Source organism: Streptomyces sp. NPDC020965, assembly GCF_044333555.1.
In the GTDB taxonomy this organism is placed as follows: Bacteria; Actinomycetota; Actinomycetes; order Streptomycetales; family Streptomycetaceae; genus Streptomyces.
Window position 1 is genome coordinate 150527 of the sequence record NZ_JBIRRE010000014.1, and the last position, 21007, is coordinate 171533.

Below are 21007 nucleotides of genomic sequence, written 5' to 3' on the forward strand. Positions count from 1 at the left end.
GCCGCGGGGCCCGGTGTGGCCCAGGGATACCTCGGCCGCCCCGCGCTGACGGCCGAACGGTTCACCGCCGAGCCCGGCGCCCCCGCCGGCAGTCGGATGTACCGCACCGGCGACCTGGTCTCCCGCGACGAGCGGGGCACCCTGCACCACCACGGGCGCGCCGACGACCAGATCAAGATCCGTGGGTTCCGGGTGGAGCCGGGTGAGATCGTGGCCGCCCTGCACGCCGATCCAGCGGTCCGCACCGCCGCGGTGGTGGTCCGTCAGGAGGAGACCGGCGGACCGCGCCGGCTCGTCGGCTATCTCGTCCCGGCCGACCCCGCTGCCGGTGTCGACACGGACGGGCTGCGTGCCGCGCTCGCCCGCTCGCTGCCGGACCATATGGTCCCCAGCGCGTTCGTGACGGTGGCGGCGCTGCCCGTCACGCCCAACGGCAAACTCGACCGGGCCGCGCTCCCGGCGCCGGACTTCGCCTCCGCCGCCGGCCGGGCGGTCTGCGCGACACCGCTGGAGGAGGCCCTGGCCGGGGTGTTCGCCGTGGTGCTGCGGCTGCCGTCGGTCGGCGCCGAGGACAGCTTCTTCACCCTCGGCGGGGACAGCATCCTCTCCATCCAACTGGTCGCCCGCGCCCGCGCCGCCGGGGTACGGCTCACGCCCCGTGAGGTCTTCGAGCACCCGACCGTACGGCGGCTCGCCGCCCTGGTCGCGGAGCGCGATCCGGTCGCCTCGGGTCCCGCCCCGGCCACCGGGGACCCGGCGGCCATCGGAGAGGTCCCGCTGACCCCGGTGATGCACTGGCTGGCACAGCGGCGCGGTCCCGTCGGCCGGTTCAGCCAGTCGATGCTGCTGACCCTGCCGCCCGGGATCGGGGACGACGCGCTCGCCCGGGTACTCTCCGCCGTCTTGGACCGGCATGCCGCACTGCGCGCCCGGGTGGACCTCGCCGCTGGGACGTTCCTGGTGCCCCCCGGCCCGTACGACGCGGGTGGGGTGCTCGACCACGGCACCGGGACGGGCCGGTTCGGCGAGGCCGAGCTGGCCCGCGAGGTGGACGGGCTCGCCGCCGGGCTCGACCCGGCGGCCGGGCGGATGGTCCGCGCCCGTGCCTACCGTGCCGACGGCGGTGGTGCGGGACGGCTGCTGCTCGTCGTGCACCATCTGGTGGTGGATGGGGTGTCCTGGCGGATCCTGCTGGACGATCTCGCCCAGGCGTGGAGCGCTGTCGCCGGGGGCCGTGATCCCGTGCTCCCCCCGCCCGTCACCTCCTTCCGGGGGTGGGCGCACGCGCTCGTCGAGCGGGCCGCCGGGCGCACCGGCGAGCTGCCGCTCTGGCGGGACGCCCTCGGTGCCCCCGGTGCGCTGCCCCGGATCGCCCCCGGCCGTGCCGGCGCGACCGCCGACGCCCGCCACCGGACCGTGACCCTCCCCCCAGAGACCACCCGGACCCTGCTGACCACGGCCGTCGAACGCCATGACGCCCGTGTCCAGGACCTGCTGCTGGCCGCGCTCGCCATCGCGGTACGGGAGTGGAGCGGTACGGACCGGGTGAGCTTCCCGGTCCACGTCGAGGGCCACGGCCGGGAGGAGCAGATCGGCGAAGGGCTCGATCTCGCCCGTACCGTGGGCTGGTTCACCAGTGTCTACCCCGTCCGGCTGACGGCCGCCGCGAGCGACTCGTGCGCCGGGACCGTCGCCCGGGTACGGGACGAGCTGGCCCGCGTCCCCGACAGCGGAATCGGGTACGGACTGCTGCGCCATCTCCACCCGGCATCCGGTGCCGTGCTGGCCGGTCTGCCGGAGCCCGCCCTCGCCTTCAACTACCTGGGCCGATTCACCTCGGCCGGTGAGACGGGTGAGGCGGGCCGGACAGACAAGGCGGCCGAGACCGTCGAACGGCCGTGGACGGCGGCACCGGGGGCGGGCGTCCTCGGCGGCGCCGTCGACGGCGAACTGCCCATGGCACACGCGGTGGAACTGAACGCGGTCACCCGTGACTCGGCGGCGGGGCCGCACCTGCACACCCGGCTCACCTGGTCGCCGGAGGCCCTCACCGACGAGGACGCCGGGGAACTGGCCCGGCTGTGGACGGCGGCCCTCACGGGTGTCGCCGAGTCGGCCGCCGCGCCGACCGCCGAGCGTGACACCCCGGGACCGGCGCCCCGGACCACGCCGGACGCGGCGGCCCTGTCGCCGCTCAGCGCCGAAGAGACAGCACTGCTCGCAGCCCGATGGAGGAACCGGTGAGTGTCAGTAACAACGCCGAGCGAGGGAACGGCGACCGAGGCGGGGACCGGAGCGGTATCGGTGACGGCGGCAGGGGCGGCGACGCGGTGCGAGCGGACGACTCCCGGTACGGCTCCGGCACCTCCGGCCCCGGCGATTCCCGCGACTCCCGCGACTCCCGCGACTCCGAACCATCCGGCGCGTCCGGCACGTCCGGCACGTCCGGCACGTCCGGCACGTCCGGCACGTCCGGCACGTCCAGCACGACCGGCACGACCAGCGCGTCCAGCGGCTCCCATGACGGCACGAGCGGTCTGGAGGACGTGCTGCCGCTGACCCCGCTCCAGGAAGGGCTGCTCTTCCACGCCGATTTCGACACCTCGGCGCCGGACGTCTACACCCTCCGGCTCGTCTTCGAGCTGCACGGCGAGATCGAGGCCGCCGCGCTCCGCGCCGCCGCCGACACCGTACTGCGCAGGCACCCCAATCTGCGGGCCGCCTTCCTCCAGGACGGACTCGAACGCGCCGTCCAGGCCGTCCCGCGCGACTGGGAGGTGCCCTGGCGGGAGCTGGACCTCCGCGCCGCCGCCCCCGGCGACCGGGCCGCCGAGCGGGACCGCGTCCTGGCCGGGGAACGCGCCCACCGCTTCGACCTGACCCGCCCGCCACTGCTGCGGTTCACCCTGATCAGACGTGAGGACCAGGCGTACACGCTCATCCTGACGGCGCACCACATCCTGCTCGACGGCTGGTCGATGCCGCTGCTGGGCAAGGAGCTCTTCACCGCGTACGCCCTGCACCGGGATGCCGCCGCCGGACCGCTCCCGGAGGTGCGCCCCTACCGCGACTTCCTCGCCCACCTCGCCGCCCAGGACCGGCCCGCCGCGGAGGCCGCCTGGCGCCGGTCGCTGGCCCGCGCCGACGAACCCACCCTGCTGGTCCCCGAGGCGTCCGGGCCGTCGGCCGGGTCCGAACCGCCCCGGGAGCTCGAACTGCGGCTCTCCCCCGGCACCGCCCGGAAGCTGGCCGCGCTCGCCGCCGACCGGCAACTCACCGCCGCCACCCTGTACCAGACCGCCTGGGGCGTGGCGCTGGCCCGGATCACCGGCCGCGCGGACGTCGTCTTCGGCACCACCGTCTCCGGCCGCCCGGCCGAACTCGACGGCGCCGAATCGATGATCGGCCTCTTCATCAACACCCTGCCCGCCGCCGTCAGCGCCCCGCCGGGACGCACCATCGGCGAAGTGGCCCGCGATGTCCAGCGGGATCGCACCGCCCTCCTCGGCCACCACCATCTCGGGCTCGCCCGCATCCGGGAGATCGCCGGGCCGGGGGCGCACTTCGACTCGCTCCTCGTGGTCGAGAACTTCGGAGTGGACTCCACCGGGCTCGCCGCGGCGCAGCGGGCCGGCGGGCTGACCGTCGCCTCGGTGCGCGGCGAGGACGCCACCCACTATCCCGTGACGCTGGTGATCCACCCCGGCCCCGAGCCCGGGATCGTGCTGCGCCACCGCCCCGAACGGGTTTCCCCGGCACGGGCGGCGGCGCTCGGCACGGCCTTCGTCCGGGTGCTCGACGCGCTCGCCACCGACCCAGACCGTCCCGTCGGCGCGGTGGAACTCCTCACCGACCAGGACCGCCGACGGGTCCTGGACGACGGCGCACCGGCCGTCGGGGAGAGCAGCCCGGCGGACGACGGCACACTGGTCGAGCGGTTCGCCGCCGCCGTCGCCCGCGACCCCCACGCCATCGCCGTCACCGATGGCGGCGATGGCGGCGATGGCGTTAAGGCGATGAGCTACGCCGAACTGGACGCCGAATCCAGCCGGATCGCCCGGTTCCTCGGGGAGCACGGCGCGGCGCCCGGCACCCTCGTCGCCCTCGCGCTGCGCCCCTCCGCCCTCCAGATCAGCGCCGTCCTGGGCGTCCTGAAGGCGGGCGCGGGCTATCTGCCGCTGCCCCCCGACGCCCCCGGAGCCCGGGTCGCCGCCCAACTGGCCGTCGCACGGCCCGTCATCGGTCTCACCACGACGGACGTCGCCACCGGCGGATTCACCGGCACCCGGTGGACCGCGCTGGACAGCGAGCCCGTCCGACAGCGCCTGAGCGCCCTCCCCACCACCACGCCGCCCGTCACCCGCCACCCGGGGGACACCGCCTACGTCATCCACACCTCGGGTTCCACCGGCCGGCCCAAGGGGGTGGTGATCGAGCACCGCAATGTGCTGCGGCTGTTCGACGCCACCGAGGACGAGTTCGGCTTCGGGCCCGCCGATGTCTGGACGCTCTTCCATTCGTACGCCTTCGACTTCTCCGTCTGGGAGATCTTCGGTGCCCTGCTGAGCGGCGGACGGCTCGTCGTCGTGCCGCCCGCGGTGACCCGTTCGCCCGAGGAGTTCGCCGCGCTGCTGCGCCGCGAGGGGGTGACGGTGCTGAACCAGACCCCGTCCGCGTTCCACCAGCTCGCGGACGCCGTGCTCGGCGCCGACCCCGGCGCGACGCCCCTCGCGCTGCGCACCGTCGTCCTCGGTGGCGAGGCGCTCGCCCCTGAACGACTCACCGCCTGGCGGCGCCACCACGGCGCCGACGGTCCCGAGCTGGTCAATATGTACGGCATCACCGAGACCACCGTGCATGTCACCCACCATCCGCTGGACGACGACCCGCACGGCCCGCACGGCCCGCACCCGCTGGACGACGAACCGCGCGACCACGATCCGCTGGACGCCCCCGGTCACGGTGTCCGGAGCCCGATCGGGCGGCCCATCGAGGACCTCGGCATCCATCTCCTGGACTCCGCGCTCCAGCCGGTCGCCCCCGGAGCCGAGGGTGAGCTGTACGTCCACGGGCCCGGCGTCGCGCGCGGCTACCTCGGCGCGCTGCCGCTGACCGCCACCCGCTTCGTCGCCAACCCGTACGGTCCGCCGGGCGGCCGGATGTACCGCACGGGCGACCTCGCCCGCTGGACGGCGGACGGCGAACTCGACTATCTCGGACGCGCCGACGAGCAGGTCCAGATCCGTGGCTTCCGGGTCGAGCCCGGCGAGGCGCGGACCGCGCTCGCCGCCCTGGAAGGGGTCGCGGAGGCCGAGGTGCTGGCGCGGCCAGCCCCCGGTGGCGGCACCCGGCTCATCGGCTATGTCACCGCCAGGGCGGCGGCGGACACCCTCGACCCGGCCCGACTGCGGGAGGCGCTGGCGGCCCGGCTGCCGCACTATCTGGTGCCCGCAGCGATCGTCCCGGTCCCGGCCTGGCCGCTCACCGGCAACGGCAAGCTCGACCGGCGCGCCCTCCCCGAACCGGAGGACCGCGCGGACGCCGGCTCCCGGGCCCCGGCCGGGGCCCGGGAGGAGATCGTCGCGGGGCTCTTCGCCGAGGTGCTGGAGCGCGACGGGGTCGGCGCGGACGCCGACTTCTTCGCCCTCGGCGGGCATTCGCTGCTCGCCACCCGGCTGGCGTCCCGGATCCGTTCGGCGTTCGGCGTGCAGCTCTCCGTGCGCGATGTCTTCGAGGCTCCGACCGTCACCGCCCTGGCCCGCCTGACGGAGTCCGCGGGCACCGCACGGCCACCGCTGCTGCCCCGCCCGCGCCCGGAGCTGATCCCGCTCTCCCCGGCCCAGCGCCGCCTCTGGTTCCTGCACCAGTTGCACGGCCCCAACTCCCACTACAACATCCCCTTCGTCGCCCGCCTCACCGGACCGCTCGACCTTCCCGCGCTGCGCGCGGCGCTCGGCGATCTCGTCGCCCGCCACGAGAGTCTGCGGACCGTGTTCCCCGCCACCGAAGGGCGGCCCCGTCAGGAGATCCTGCCGATCGAAGCGCTGCCGGACCTGCTGACGGTGACGGAGGTGACCGGTGCCGAACTCGACGCGCGGGTCGGGGAACTGACCCGCACGGTCTTCGCCATCGAGCGCGAGATCCCGCTCCGGGCTTCCGTGCTGCGGCTGGACACCGAGCAGCATGTGATCGCGCTCGTCGTCCATCACATCGCCGCCGACCAGTGGTCGGCCCGGCCCCTCCTCGGCGATCTGGCCACCGCGTACGCGGCCCGGCGCCGGGGCGCGGCACCGGACCGGCCCGCGCTGCCCGTGCAGTACGCCGACTACACCCTCTGGCAGCAGGACGTCCTCGGCACGGCGGACTCCACCGCCCCGGCGCCCCCGCGTGCCACCGCCACCGCCACCGCCACCGAGGAGAGCGACTCCGTCGGCCTGCTCGACGCGCAACTGGCGCACTGGCGGGAGCGGCTCGCCGGGCTGCCCGAGGAGATGCGGCTGCCCACCGACCGGGCCCGGCCCGCCGAACCCACCCACCGGGGCGGATTCGCCCGCTTCACCGTCCCGGCCGAGGTGCACCGGGGGATGCGCCGGCTGGCCCGTACCGGTGCCGCCTCCATGTTCATGGTGGCGCACGCCGCCGTCGCCGCGCTGCTCCACAAGACCGGGGCGGGTACGGATGTGGTGATCGGCACGCCCGTGGCGGGGCGTCAGGACAGCGCGCTCGACGACGTCGTCGGCTTCTTCGTCAACAACCTCGTGCTGCGCGCGGACACCGGGGGCGATCCGACCTTCACGGAACTGCTGGCGCGCGTGCGGGAGACGGATCTGGCCGCCTACGCCCACGCGGACCTTCCCTTCGAGTCCCTGGTCGACGCGGTCAGCCCGCACCGCTCGCTCGCCCGGCACCCGCTGTTCCAGGTGATGCTGGCCCATGAGAACCGGGCGGGCGACGAGGTCGGACTGCCGGGGGTGACGACCACCCCCTACCCGGTCGGCGCGCACACCGCCAAGTTCGATCTGACCTTCACGCTGGCCGAGCGGGACGGCACCGACGGCATCGAGGGTGTGCTGGAGTACGCGACCGATCTCTTCGACCCCGGGACCGCCGCCGCGCTCGCCCAGCGGCTGGTGCGGCTGCTGGGCGCCGCCGTCGCCGACCCCGGGGCTCCCCTGCACCAACTGGATGTGCTCGACCCCGCCGAGCGGGCCGCGCTGCTCGCCCGGCCCGACGCCCCCGCCCCGGCCGCCGACCCCAGCGGCGCCACCCTGCCCGGTCTCTTCGCCGCCCGGGTGGCGGAGCACCCGGAGGCACCGGCCATCGCCGGGGAGTCCCTGACCGGCGGCCGGGTCGAGCTGACCTACGGCGGACTCGACGCCGCGGCCGACGCGGTGGCCCAGGCCCTCGTCGAGCACGGTGTCCGGCCCGAGGACCGGGTCGCCGTGGTGCTGCCCCGTACCGTCGACGCGGTCGTCGCGTTCCTCGCGGTGGTCCGGGCCGGTGCCGTCTATCTGCCCGTGGACCCGGACTATCCGGCCGACCGGGTGGCGTACATGCTCGCCGACGCGGCCCCGGTACTGGCGATCGCCGCGCCCGGGGCGCACCACCCGGGCCTGGACGGAGTGCCCGTGCTCGCCCCGGCGCCCCTGGGCGCCCCGGACGGCACCCCGGCGCCCCTGCCGCATCCGAACGGCGCCGCGGCCGGGCACGCGTCGGGACCCTGGCCGGCCGCGCGGCCCGAGGCCGCCGCGTACATGATCTACACCTCGGGTTCCACCGGCCGCCCCAAGGGAGTGGTCGTCTCCCACACCGGGCTGCCCGCCCTCGCCCGTACGGTCATCGACGGATTCGCCACCGGCCCCGGCTCCCGGGTGCTCCAGTTCGCCTCGCTCAGCTTCGACACCTCCGTCTGGGAGATCGTCATGGCGCTGCTGTCCGGCGCCGTCCTGGAGATCGTCCCCGCCGACCGGCGGCTCGGGCCACCGCTCGGCGGCTTCCTCACCGAACACGGCATCACCCATCTCACCGTGCCGCCCGCCGTGCTCGCCACCCTGCCCGAGGAGGCCGTCGCACCCGGCACCACCCTGATCGTCGCGGGTGAGGCGTGCACCGCCGAACTGGTCCGGAACTGGGCGTCCCGTACCCGGATGTTCAACTCCTACGGACCCACCGAGACCACCGTCGACGCGACGCTGTGGCGGTGCGCCGCCGGTACCGGTCACGGTCCCGTGCCGATCGGGCGGCCCGTCGTCGAGACCGGGGTGTACGTACTGGACGCGGCGCTCCAGCCGGTCCCGCCGGGGACCGCGGGCGAGCTGTATGTGTCGGGTTCCGGCCTCGCCCGCGGCTACCACCGGCGGCCCGGACTCACCGCCGGACGCTTCACCGCCGATCCGTACGGTGCGCCCGGTGGCCGGATGTACCGGACGGGCGATCTGGCCCGCTGGAACCGCGCCGGTGAGCTGGAGTACCTGGGGCGCGCCGACGACCAGGTGAAACTGCGCGGCTTCCGGATCGAGTTGGGGGAGATCGAGGCCACGCTGACCGCCCGGCGGGACGTCCGGCAGTCCGTGGCCGTGCTCCGCGAGGACACTCCGGGGCAGCGGTTCATCGCCGCCTACGCGGTGCCCGATCCGCGGGTGGGCGCGTCCCGCCTGGACACGGGTGCGCTGCGGGAGGCGCTCGCCCGCGCGCTGCCCGACCATCTCGTCCCCACCGTGATCGTGGAGCTGGCGGCGCTGCCGCTCGGGCCGAACGGCAAGGTGGACCGTACGGCCCTGCCCGTACCCGTACTCGGCGGCGCGGACGACACCGTCCTGGCCGGCCCCGCCGCGGAGTTCGCCGGCCTCTTCGCCGAGGTGCTGCGGCTGGAGCGGGCCGGGGGCGACGACTCCTTCTTCGCCCTCGGCGGCGACTCCATCTCCTCCATCCAACTGGTGGTGCGGGCCCGCCGGGCGGGATACGCGCTCACCGCGCGCCAGATCTTCGAGCACCGCACCCCGGCCGCGCTGGCCGCCGCCGTGGAGCGGCTGTCCGGCGGGACCGGTGCGAGCCCCGCCGGTCCGGCAGATCCGGCGGCGGACTCCGGGTCCGGCCCGATCCCGCTCACACCGGTGATGACCTGGCTCGCCCGGCACCCCCGGCAGTGGCGCGGCTTCCATCAGTCGATGCTCGTGACGGTTCCCGCCGATCTCTCCGAGGACCGGCTGCGCACGGCGCTCGCCGGTGTCATCGACGCCCATGAGATGCTCCGCGCCCGCACGGTGACCGCCGAGGACGGGACCACGGTCCTGGAGACGGCCCCCGCCGCCGACGGTGTGCCGTTGACCACGATCGACGCCGACCGGGCCGACGGAGCCCGGCTGCGCGGGCTGATCGCCGCGGAGTCGGCCGCCGCGGTGGCCCGGCTGGACCCCGCCGATGGCCGGATGCTGCGCGCCGTCTGGTTCCGGCGCGGCACGGCGGACGGGCGGCTGCTGCTGACCGTGCACCACCTCGCGGTGGACGGGGTCTCCTGGCGGATCCTGCTGCCCGACCTCGCCGCCGCCGTCGCCACCGGCCAGGCCCCGGCCCGGCCCGCCACCTCCTTCGGCCACTGGGCCCGCGGGATCACCGCGTCCGCCGGCGCGCACCACGCCGAACTCCCGCACTGGGAGGCCACCCTGCGGGACGCCCCGGAGCCGTTCGGCGACGCCGGCCCCCTCAGCGGCGGGACGGGGACGCTGCGCACCGAGATCCCGGCCGAGCTGACCGGACCGCTGCTCAGCCGGGTCGCCGACGCCTTCCACGCCCGTCATGACGAACTCCTGCTCGCCGTACTCGCCCACGCCGTCGGTGGTGAACTCCTCGTCGATCTGGAGTCCCACGGCCGCCATGAGGAACTGCTGCCGGGCGCCGAACTCTCTCGGACCGTCGGCTGGTTCACCACCCAGTACCCGGTACGGCTCGACGCCGGACCCGGCGATCCGGGCCGGGCCGTCAAACGCGTCCGGGAGCAACTGCGCGCCGTACCGGGCCACGGCACCGGCTACGGACTGCTGCACGACCAGGCGCCCACCGGCGCCCGGGTCGCCTTCAACTACCTCGGGCGGTTCACCACCGACACCCCCGGCGGGCACTGGGCCCCCGCCCCGGAGTCGGCCGCCGTCTCCTCCGGCGAACCGGCCGGGGGCGGCCTCCTCGACGGGCACCGGCTCGCCATCAACGCCTCCACCCTGGACGCCCCCGGCGGGCCCGTGCTGACCCTCCGCTGGACCTGGGCGGAGCACGCGCTCGACCGGGACCGGGTCGGACGGATCGCCGCCCGTTTCACCGGCGCGCTGCGGGAACTCGCCGACCGCCACACCGAGCCCGGATACGCCGGTCACAGCCCCGCGGACTTCCCGCTGCTGCCGCTGGACCCGGCCGAGATCACCGAGCTGGAGGCGGCCCGGCCCGCCCTGGACGGCGCGCTTCCGCTCTCCCCGCTGCAACAGGGCCTCGCCTACCACGCGTTGGCGGACCCCTCGGCACCGGATGTCTATGTGGTCCAGTTGGAGCTGGAGATCAGTGGCGCGGTCGACCCGGTGCGGCTGCGCGCGGCGGCCCGCTCGGTCCTGGCCCGGCACGCCGTGCTGCGGGCGGGGTTCCGGCAACTGTCCACCGGCACCCTGGTGCAGTACACCGTCTCCGGCGCCGAACCCCCGTGGCGGGAGACGGATCTACGGGAGGCTCCCGACGCCGTCAGCGCGCTCGCCGCGCTGGCCGGGGAGGACCGGACCCGGCGCTTCGACCCGGACCGGCCCCCGCTGCTCCGGTTCACCCTCGCCCGGCTCGGCGACGACCGGTACCGGCTGCTGTTCACCAGCCACCACCTCCTCCTGGACGGCTGGTCGGCACCGCTGCTGCTGACCGACCTCTTCACCCGGTACGCGGGCGGGGAGCCGGTGGCGCGCCGCCCCTTCGCCGACTATCTGGGCTGGCTCGCCGGGCAGGACGAGCAGAGCGCGTTGGCGGCCTGGCGGGAGGCGCTGGCCGGAACGACCGGACCCACGCTGGTCGCACCGGACGCCGCCGGTCTCGCCCCTGGGTTCCCCACCGAGGCCGTACGCACCCTCGACGCGGGTCTCACCCGGGCCCTGGAGGACCGGGCACGGGCCTGCGGAACGACCCTCAACACCCTGGTGCAGACCGGTTGGGGGCTCGTTCTGGGCCGTCTCACCGGCCGCGACGACGTGGTCTTCGGCAGCGCGGTCTCGGGGCGGCCCGCCGAACTCGCCGGCGTGGAGTCGATGATCGGGCTCTTCGTCAACACGCTCCCCACCCGGGTACGGACGGCCCCCGGCCGCCCCGTCGGTGCCGCCGTGGCCGATCTGCACCAGCGCGGTCTCGCCCTCCTCGACCACCAGTACACCGGCCTCTCGGACATCCAGCGCGCGGTGGGCCTGCCCGTGCTCTTCGACACCATGACCGTGTTCGAGAACTACCCCTTCGACGACGCCGCCCTCGCCGCGAGCGAGCACGCGGCCGGGCTGCGCGTCCGGGGCGTCGGCGGCCGGGACGCCACCCACTATCCACTGACGCTCGCGGTGACCCTGCGGGACGGTGTGCTGCGGCTGGTCCTCAAGCACCGGCCGGAGCTGACCGACGGACCGGCGGCCGAGCACATCCTGAGCCTGCTCGCCGACGCGCTGGAGACCTTGGCCCACCGGCCCGAGACACCGGCCGGCCGGATCGGCGCGCCCACCGCCGGCGAGGGCGTCGCCGGAGTGCCGGGTCTGCTCACCGGGGGCGCACCGGCGCACCGCGCCGCCCCCGGGATCGCGGCGGCCTTCGCCGCGCTCGCGGCACGACAGCCCGATGCGACCGCCGTGAGCACGCTCGACGGCGGCGGTCCGCGCATCGGCTACGCCCGACTCGCCCACCGCGCGGCCGGGCTCGCCACCCGGCTGCGCGCGGCGGGGGCCGGGCCCGACCGGGTGGTCGGGGTGCTGCTGCCCCGATCGGCCGAGCTGGTCGTCGGCCTGCTCGCGATCGCCTGGTCGGGCGCCGGATTCCTGCCGCTGCACCCCGACTGGCCGGCCGCCCGCCTCCGTACCGTGCTCGCCGACGCCGGCGCGGTCGCGCTGGTCACCGCGCCCGGCGACGACACGCTCACCGACCCGGGGATTCCGGTGCTCGCCGTCCGGGAGCCGGCCGGCACCGATCAGGACCCGGACCGGGACCATCCGGCTCCGGTGCCGGTCGGTCCGGACCACCTCGCCTATGTGATGTACACCTCCGGCTCCACCGGCGAGCCCAAGGGCGTCGCCGTCACCCAGGGTTCGGTGCTCGACCTCGCCGCCGATTCGCGGTTCGCGGGCGAGGCGCACCGCCGGGTGCTGCTGCACTCCCCGCACTCCTTCGACGCGCTCACCCATGAGTTGTGGGGCACCCTGCTGCGCGGCGGCGAGGTGGTTCTCGCCCCCGGCACGCCGATCGACCCGCCGCGCTGGCGGGAGCTGCTCGGCCGGAACCCGGTCGGGGCCGCCTGGTTCACCGCGGGGCTCTTCGCCCTGCTCGCCCAGGAGGCGCCCGAGGCGTTCACCGGTGTGCGGGAGGTGTGGACCGGCGGCGATATCGTCTCCCCGGCCGCTGTCGCCGCCGCGCTGCGGGCCGCGCCCGGGCTGCGGATCGTCAACGGCTACGGGCCCACCGAGACGACGACCTTCGCCACCGCCGGCCCGGTCGGTCCCGACGCTCCCGGCGCTGCCGGCGCCGGGGCGCCGCTGCCGATCGGACGGCCGCTGGACGGGACGACCGCCCGGGTGCTGGACTCCGCGCTGCGGCCGGTGCCCCGGGGGGTCGCCGGCGAGTTGTATCTCGGCGGCACCGGGCTGGCCCGGGGCTATGTCGGCCGGTCGGCGCGGACCGCCGAGCGTTTCGTCGCCGACCCGTGGGGCGGGGCGGGGCGGCGGATGTACCGGACCGGCGATGTGGTGCGGGAACGCCCCGACGGCTCGCTGGACTTCCTCGGCCGCACCGACGATCAGCTCAAGCTCCGCGGGTACCGGGTGGAACCGGGTGAGGCGGAGGCCGCGCTGCTGGCACTCCCCGATGTCACGCGGGCCGCCGTGACCGTCCGTACCGATCTGCCCGGCGGACCCGCGCTCGTCGGCTACGCGGTGGCCGGACCGGGTGCCGTCCTGACCCCCGACGGGCTGCGCGAGGCGCTGGCCGCGACCCTGCCCGGCTATCTGGTGCCGGCCGCGCTGGTCGTCGTCCCCGCCATCCCGCTCACCGCCCACGGCAAGGTCGACCGGGCCGCACTGCCCGCCCCGGTACCGGCGCGTGCGGACGGCGGACAGGGGTACGGGCCCGGGGCGCCCGGCGGGCAGCGGGAGGAGCTGCTGGCCCGGCTCTTCGCCGACGCCCTCGGGGTCGGATCCGTCGGACCGCACGACGACTTCATCGAGCTGGGCGGTCACTCGCTGGCCGCGATGCGGCTGGCGGGCACCGTACGGGCCGCGCTGGGCGCGGAGATCTCCGTACGCGATCTGCTGACCGCCCGTACCCCGGCCGCCACCGCCGCCCTGCTGCGGCCCGCGGCGCGCGCCGCCCTGCCGCTGACCCGGCGGGAGCGCCCCGCCGAACTGCCCCTCTCCCCGGCGCAGCAGCGGCTCTGGTTCCTGGACCGGATGGCCGGGGCGCCGACCGCCGCCTACAACGTGCCGCTGGCGATCCGGTTCGACGACCGTCTCGACCCCGGTGCGCTGTCCGCCGCCGTGGCCGATCTGGTGGCCCGGCACGAGTCGTTGCGCACCGTCTTCCCGGACCGGGACGGCCGGGCCCACCAGCTCGTCCGCGACGCCGCCGGGGCGAGGGTGGAGCCACGGGTCGCCGACTGCCCGGCCGAGGGGCTGGCGGCCGGGCTGCGGGCTGAGGCCGTCCGGCCCTTCGACCTCTCGGACGACCTGCCGTTCCGGGTCACCCTCTTCCGGGTCGCGGACGGCCGGGACGTCCTGCTCCTGCTGCTGCATCACATCGCCGCGGACGAATGGTCGGTCCGTCCGCTGCTCGGGGATCTGGCCGGTGCCTACGCGGCCCGGGTCCGGGGCCTGGCCCCGGAGTGGGAGCCGCTGCCCGTCGGCTATCCCGACTACACCCTGTGGCAGCGTGAGTTCCTCGGCCACGGGGAGGGGGAGCGCGACGAGGCCGACGGGGGCGGTGGGCGTGCCGACGGGGAACCGGCGGGCGGCGAGGCGGCCCGGCAGATCGCGTACTGGCGTCGCCGTCTCGACGGCGCGCCGCCCGAGCTGCCGCTGCCCCTGGACCGACCGCGCGCCGAGGAGAGCGGACACGACGGCGGTGTCGTCGAGTTCACCGTCCCCGACGAGGTGCGGGAGGGGCTGGTCCTGCTGGCCCGGCGCACCGGGGCCACCCCCTTCATGGTCGCCCATGCCGCCCTCGCCGTACTCCTGCGGCGGCTCGGCGGCGGCACTGACATCCCCATCGGCACCCTGACCGCCGGACGGGACGACGTCGCCCTCCACGATCTGGTGGGGTTCTTCGTCAACACCCTGGTCCTGCGGACCGACACCGGTGGGGACCCGACCCCGGCGGAGCTGATCGCCCGGGTCAAGGCCGCGGATCTGGCCGACTTCGACCACGCCCGGGTGCCGTTCGAACGGCTGGTGGACGTCCTGGGGGTGGAGCGCTCGCTGGTCCGGCACCCGCTGTTCCAGGTGATGCTCAACCACCAGAACCGTGCCCCCGCAGGGCCCGCGTTCGACGGGCTGCGCGGTGAGCCGGTGCCGGTGCACACCCGTACCGCCAAATTCGATCTCACCGTCACGATGGTTCAGCACTCCGGTCCGGCCGGGGCGCTCACCGGTGGCATCACCTACCGCACCGGTCTCTTCGACGCCGCCACCGTCGAGGAGTTGGCCGGCTGGTTCCTACGGGTGCTGGCGGCGTTCGCCGAGCGCCCCGACGCGCCCATCGGGTCGCTGCGACTGCTGGACGACGCCACCCGGCACCGCGTCCTCACCGAGTGGAACAGCGCGGAGGAACCCCTCCCGGCGGACGGGACCCCCGGTGTCTCGGCCGCCTTCGCGGAGCGGGCCGCCCGTACCCCGGCCGCGCCCGCCGTCATCGAGGACGGGAGCGTGCTCGACTACGGCGGGCTGCACCGCCGGGTCACCGCGCTCGCCGCGCTGCTGCGGGAGCACGGGGTGGGGTCCGGCGATCCGGTCGCGGTGCTGTTGCCGCGCTCCACGGATCTGGTGGCCGCCGCCCACGCGGTGCTCCGCGCGGACGCGGCGCTGATGCCGCTCGACCCGGCCCACCCCGCCGAACGGCTCGCCGCGATGCTGGCCGGGCACCCGCCCCGGGCGGTGATCACGCACACCGGTGCCCTCGCGCTGCTGCCGGAGGGGCGGCCGTGGCCCGTGCTCGCGCTGGACGATCCGGTCACCGGCGGGTGGCTCACGACACGTCCGGCGGACGGTCCGGCCGAACTGCCCGTACCGCGTCCGCATCCGGCGCAGACCGCCTGTGTCGTGCACACCTCCGGATCCACCGGCGTGCCCAAGGCGGTCGCGGTGCCCCACGGGGCGCTCGCCAACCGGCTGGCGTGGACCCAGCGGCGGTATCCGCTCGGACCCGGGGACCGGATGCTGTTCAAGGCCGCGCCCGGTTTCGACGTCGCGGTCTGGGAGATGCTCGGACCGCTGCTCAGTGGGGCCGCCCTCGTCGTCGCGGGCCCCGACGGGCACCGCGACCCGGCCCGGCTGGCCCGGCTCATCGGCGAACAGCGGGTCAGCGCGGTCCACTTCGTGCCCAGCGTGCTGGCCCTGTTCGTCGCCGAACCGGGGGCCGCCGGGTGCACCGCGCTGAAGTGGGTGTTCAGCGGCGGTGAGGCGCTCAGCGATGAACTGGTCCAGCGGTGCGCCCGGGTGTTCGCCGCGCCCGTGATCAATCAGTACGGGCCCGCCGAGGCCACCATCGACGTCTCCGCCCGGCCCGCCGTCCCCGGCGAGCGGCCCATGGTCCCCCTGGGCAGGCCGGGTGCCGGCTCCCGCTGCTACGTCCTGGACGAGGCGCTGCGGCCACTGCCGCCGGGGGTCGCCGGTGAGCTGTACCTCGCCGGTGTCCAACTGGCGACCGGCTATCCGGGCCGGCCCGGTCTCACCGCCGGACGTTTCGTCGCCGCCCCCGGCGGATTCGGTCTCCCGCCGGGGGCACGGCTCTACCGCACGGGCGATCTGGCCCGCTGGAACCGCGCCGGTGAGCTGGAGTTCACCGGCCGCGCCGACGACCAGATCAAACTGAACGGGGTACGGATCGAGCCCGACGAGATCCGTTCGGTGCTGCTGCGCCACCCGGCGGTACGGGACGCCGTCGTCGTCCTGAGTGACGGCGGCCCCGGTGGCGGCGCGGGCGGCGGTCGGCTGATCGGCTATGTGACGGGTGTCCCGGACAAGCTGGACCCGGACGAGCTGCTGCGGCACGCCGCCCGGCTGCTGCCCGCCGCGATGGTTCCCGGGGCCCTGGTCCCGCTGGAGCGGCTACCACTGACCGCCGCCGGCAAGCTGGACCGGTCGGCGCTCCCCGTACCGGAGGCGACGGCGGGGAACGACGACGCGCGGCCACGCACCGAGGCGGAGGCCGTCCTGGTGGAGTTGATGGCCACACTGCTGCGCCGGCCCTCGATCGGTGTCCATGACAGCTTCTTCGCGCTCGGCGGGGACTCCATCACCTCCATCCAACTGGTGAGCGCGGCCCGGCGCAGGGGACTGGTGATCAGCCCGCGCGAGATCTTCGAGCACCGCACGCCCGCCGGCATCGCCGGAGTGGCACGGCGGGAGGACGAGGAGAAGACCGTCCATGACCCGGGCCACGGCACGGTGCCGTTGACCCCCGTGATGCACGCCCTGCGCGAACGCGGCGGGGACCACCGGGAGTACAGCCAGTCCCTGCTCGTCACCACGGACGCCGGACTCAGCGCCGAGCGGCTGCGGGAGGCGGTGGAGTCGCTGGTGCGACACCATCCGATGCTGGGGGCACGGCTGATCACCGACGGCGGCTGGCGGCTGGAGGTGCCGGAACCGCCCGCCACCGGAACCGGGCCCGATACCGTCCACCGGATCGAGGTGACCGGCGGCCGGGGCGAGCTGGAGGAGGCCGTACGCCGGGCGTCCCGGGCCGCCGCCGGGGGACTCGACCCGGAGCACGGCCCTATGCTGCGCGCCGTCTGGTTCGACCGGGGGCCCCTGCGGACCGGACGGCTGCTGCTGACCGCCCACCACCTCGTCGTGGACGCGGTCTCCTGGCGGGTGCTGCTGCCCGATCTGGCACAGCTCCGCACCGATCCGGCGCGTCCCCTCCCGCCCGTGGAGGTCTCCTTCCGCAGCTGGGCGCTGGCGCTGGCCCGGGGGGCCGCCGCGCACCGCGCGGAGCTGCCGTACTGGACCGCGACCCTCACCGGCACCGCCCCGGACATCCCGCTCGGCGGGCGGCGGCTCGACCGGGCCGTGGACACGCCCGACACCCTCCGGCTGTTCTCCGCCACCATCCCGGCCGCGTTGAGCGAGCCGGTGCTCACGGAGGTCACGGCCGCCTTCCACTGCACCGAACAGGACGTCCTGCTGACCGCGCTGACCATGGCCCTCACCCAGGAGCACGCCGGACAGGACTCCGCACTGATCCTGCTGGAGGGTCACGGCCGGGACGCGGAGGTGCTGGAGGGCCGCGAACCGTCCCGTACCGTCGGCTGGTTCACCGCCCTCCATCCGATGCGGACCCGGCTCGACGGGATCGACCCGGCGACCGTGCACACCGACCCGCACGAGGCGGCGAAACTGCTGAAACGGGTCAAGGAACAGGTGCGGGCGGTACCGGCACGCGGCGCGGGATACGGTCGGCTCCGCCATCTGGACCCCGCGTCGGGCGCCGTTCTCGCCGGTCTGCCCGTACCGGAGGTCAGCTTCAACTACCTCGGCCGCTTCGACGTCGGAGCGGCGGGCGAGGACACCGGCCCGACCGGGGACCGCCCGCAGGACGGTCCCGGAGGCTCCGGGCCCGCGCCGTGGACCCCAGCGCCCGAGTCCGCCGCCGTGTGGCGGGCCCCCGCCGCGCTCGGTGTGGAGACCGCCCTCGACCTCGGCATCACCGCACTGCGCCGCCCCTCGGGCACGGAGCTGTCGGTGACCTGGCAGCACGCCTCACTGCTGCTCCCCACCGCCCGTGTCGCCCTGATCCACGAGCGGTGGCGGACCGCCCTGGAGACCCTGCTCACCGCCACCCGCGCAGCCGCGGGCGGCCACACCCCGTCCGACCTCGGTCTGCTGTCCCTGAGCCAGGACGAAATCGATGAGTTCGCAGACGAGTGGAGGACTTCGTGACCGGCGCGCCCTCAGGACTTCAGGACATTCTTCCCCTGTCGCCCCTTCAGCACGGGCTGTACTTCCTGTCGTCGTACGACGACGACGCACCCGATCTCTACAACGTCCAGCTCGCCTTCGACCTCGAAGGCCCCCTGGACCGGCCCCGGCTGCGGCGCGCAGGTGAGGCGCTGCTGCACCGCCACCCCCATCTGATGGCGGCGTTCCGGCAGCGGAAGAACGGTGAACCGGTCACCCTCGTGCCGCACCGGGTGGACCTCCCGTGGACCGACGTCGATCTCTCGGAGCTGCCCCCGGCTGAACGGGACCGGCAGCTCGGCGAGCTGACGGACACCGACCGGCGGACCCGGTTCGACCTCGCGACCCCGCCGCTCGTCCGGTTCACCGCGGTCCGGCTCGGCCCGGAGCGGCACCAGCTCCTCCTCACCCACCACCATCTGCTGCTCGACGGCTGGTCGACCGCCCGGGCCGTCCAGGAGCTGTTCACCCTGTACGAGCGCGACGGGGACGGTTCCGGTCTGCCGCCGGTCCGCCCCTACCGTGACTACCTCGCCTGGGTCGCCCGCCGGGACACCGCAGCCGACGCGCGGGCCTGGAGCTCCGCACTGGCCGGACTCGACGGCCCGACGATCGTCGCCCCCGCCCAGGGCGGGCCGCCGTCCGGTGAACCGGCCGCGGTGGCGGTGGAGCTGGCTCCGGGTCTCGCCGCCCGGCTGGCCGGCGCCGTCCGCGCCCTCGACGTGACCCTGCCGGTCGCCGTGCAGACCCTGTGGTCCATCGCCCTGGGCGAGCTGACCGGACGCCGCGACATCGTCTCCGGCACCACCGTCTCCGGCCGCCCGGCCGAACTCGACGGCGTGGAGTCGATGGTGGGGCTCTTCATCAACACCCTGCCGGTACGGGTCGCCCTGCGGCCCGCCGAGACGCCGGCCGCCCTGCTGCGCCGGGTCGCCGCCGAGCAGACCGCGCTGCTGCCGCACCACCACATCGGGCTCGCCGACATCCAGCGGACCGCGGGGTTCGGCGGACCCCTCTTCGACACGCTCTGCGTCTTCGAGAACTACCTGGTCGACCAGGGGGAACAGGCCCGGGACAGCACGGAGTTCGCCGGGCTGCGGGTCGCCGCCGTCACCGGCCGGGACGCGACCCACTATCCCCTCACCCTGGTCGCCGCACCCGGCCGGGACGGCGGACCGTTGCTGACCCTGCGCCACCATCCCGACGCCGTCGCCGAGGCCGACGCCCGACGGCTCGCCGACCGGCTGCGGCGCCTCATCGAGGAGTTCACCGCCGATCCGCACCGGCCGCTGGCCCGGCTCGACCCGCTCACCCCGACCGAACGCGCACGGGTCCTGGACGCCTTCAACGCCCACACCGCCGAGGTCACCCGGGCGACCCTGCCGGCACTCTTCGAACGGCAGGTGGCGGCCCATCCCGGCCACCCCGCCGTCATCGACGGCGCCCGTGAGCTGACCTACCGGGAACTCAACGAGCGGGCGAACCTCGTCGCCCACCAGTTGATCGCGCGCGGTGTCGGCCCGGAGGACATCGTCGGCTCGGCCCTGCGCCGGGGCGCCGACACACTGATAGCCCAGCTCGCCATCGCCAAGGCCGGCGGTGTCTTCGCCCCGCTCGACGCGGACCACCCCGCCGAGCGGCTGGCCGGCCTGGTCACCGGTGCGGGGGTCGGACATCTACTCGTCCACGCCGGCACCGATGTCACCGCCTGGGCCGGGCCCGCCACCGTGACCGCGCTGGAGACGCTCACCGCCACCGGTCCCCGGCACAACCCCACGGACGCCGACCGGCGGGGGGCCCTCCGCCTCGACCACGCGGCCTATCTCATCCACACCTCCGGCTCCACCGGCACGCCCAAGGGCGTCCTGGTAGCCCACCGGCCGCTGGCGGATCTGACCGCATGGGCGCGGGAGACCTTCGGCACCGGGCCCGGCGACCGGGTGACCCAGTTCGCCTCGCCCGTCTTCGACGTCACCCTCGCGGAAATCGCCGCCTCCCTCCTCGCCGGGGCGACGCTGACCGTCGTCCCCGACGACAGCCGCGCCGGCGCGCCGCTGTCCGCCTTCCTCACCGAGGCCCGCATCACCCTCGCGGTCATCCCGCCGACCGTCCTCGCCTCCCTCCCCCAGGACATCGACCTGCCGTCCGACATGTCGATGGTGGTCGGCACCGAGGCGCTGCCGCCCGAGGTGATCCGCCGCTGGGCCGCCCGCCACCCGGTGCGCAACGCGTACGGACCCACCGAGGCCGTCGTCAACTCCGCCACCTGGCGGGTACCGGCCGACTGGACCGGCGGACCGGTCCCGATCGGCCCGCCCGACGTCAACAAGCGGGCCCTCGTCCTCGACGACATGCTGCGCCCGGTGCCCCCGGGCGTCCTCGGCGAGCTGTACATCGCCGGTACGGGGCTGGCGCGCGGCTATCTCGGCCGGCCCGGCACCACCGCGGACCGTTTCGTCGCCGCCCCCACCTCACTCGGCAGCCCGCCGGGCACCCGGATGTACCGCACCGGTGACCTCGCCCGCTGGAACGCCGCCGGTGAACTGGAGTACGCAGGGCGCGCCGACCACCAGCTCAAGATCCGGGGGTTCCGGGTCGAGCCCGGTGAGGTGGAGGCCCGGCTCACC

At 75.4% G+C, this 21007-nt stretch carries 3 protein-coding genes (2 of these 3 cut by a window edge); all 3 read left to right on the forward strand.

Features of this window, described 5'->3' with window-relative positions; genetic code table 11:
• Tightly spaced (each overlapping or abutting the next), the 3 genes in view from ACH4S7_RS32665 to ACH4S7_RS32675 form a layout consistent with a single transcriptional unit that may run on beyond the window.
• Window positions 1-2244, forward strand: the 3' portion of a protein-coding gene (locus ACH4S7_RS32665; RefSeq protein ID WP_398524994.1) for an amino acid adenylation domain-containing protein. It extends 15513 nt beyond the left edge of the window; only the last 2244 of its 17757 coding nucleotides appear in the window; its start codon lies off the left edge, out of view; the stop codon is at window positions 2242-2244.
• The gene (locus ACH4S7_RS32670) at window positions 2241-18362 is read left to right on the forward strand and encodes an amino acid adenylation domain-containing protein (protein WP_398524995.1); all 16122 of its coding nucleotides are present in this window, start codon (window positions 2241-2243) and stop codon (window positions 18360-18362) included. The genes ACH4S7_RS32665 and ACH4S7_RS32670 overlap by 4 nt, the downstream gene beginning before the upstream one ends.
• A protein-coding gene (locus ACH4S7_RS32675) for an amino acid adenylation domain-containing protein (protein ID WP_398524996.1) crosses the window boundary here: on the forward strand, window positions 18359-21007 show its 5' portion. 14364 nt of this gene lie beyond the right edge of the window; the window shows 2649 of its 17013 coding nt (coding positions 1-2649); its start codon is at window positions 18359-18361; its stop codon lies beyond the right edge, outside the window. The genes ACH4S7_RS32670 and ACH4S7_RS32675 overlap by 4 nt, the downstream gene beginning before the upstream one ends.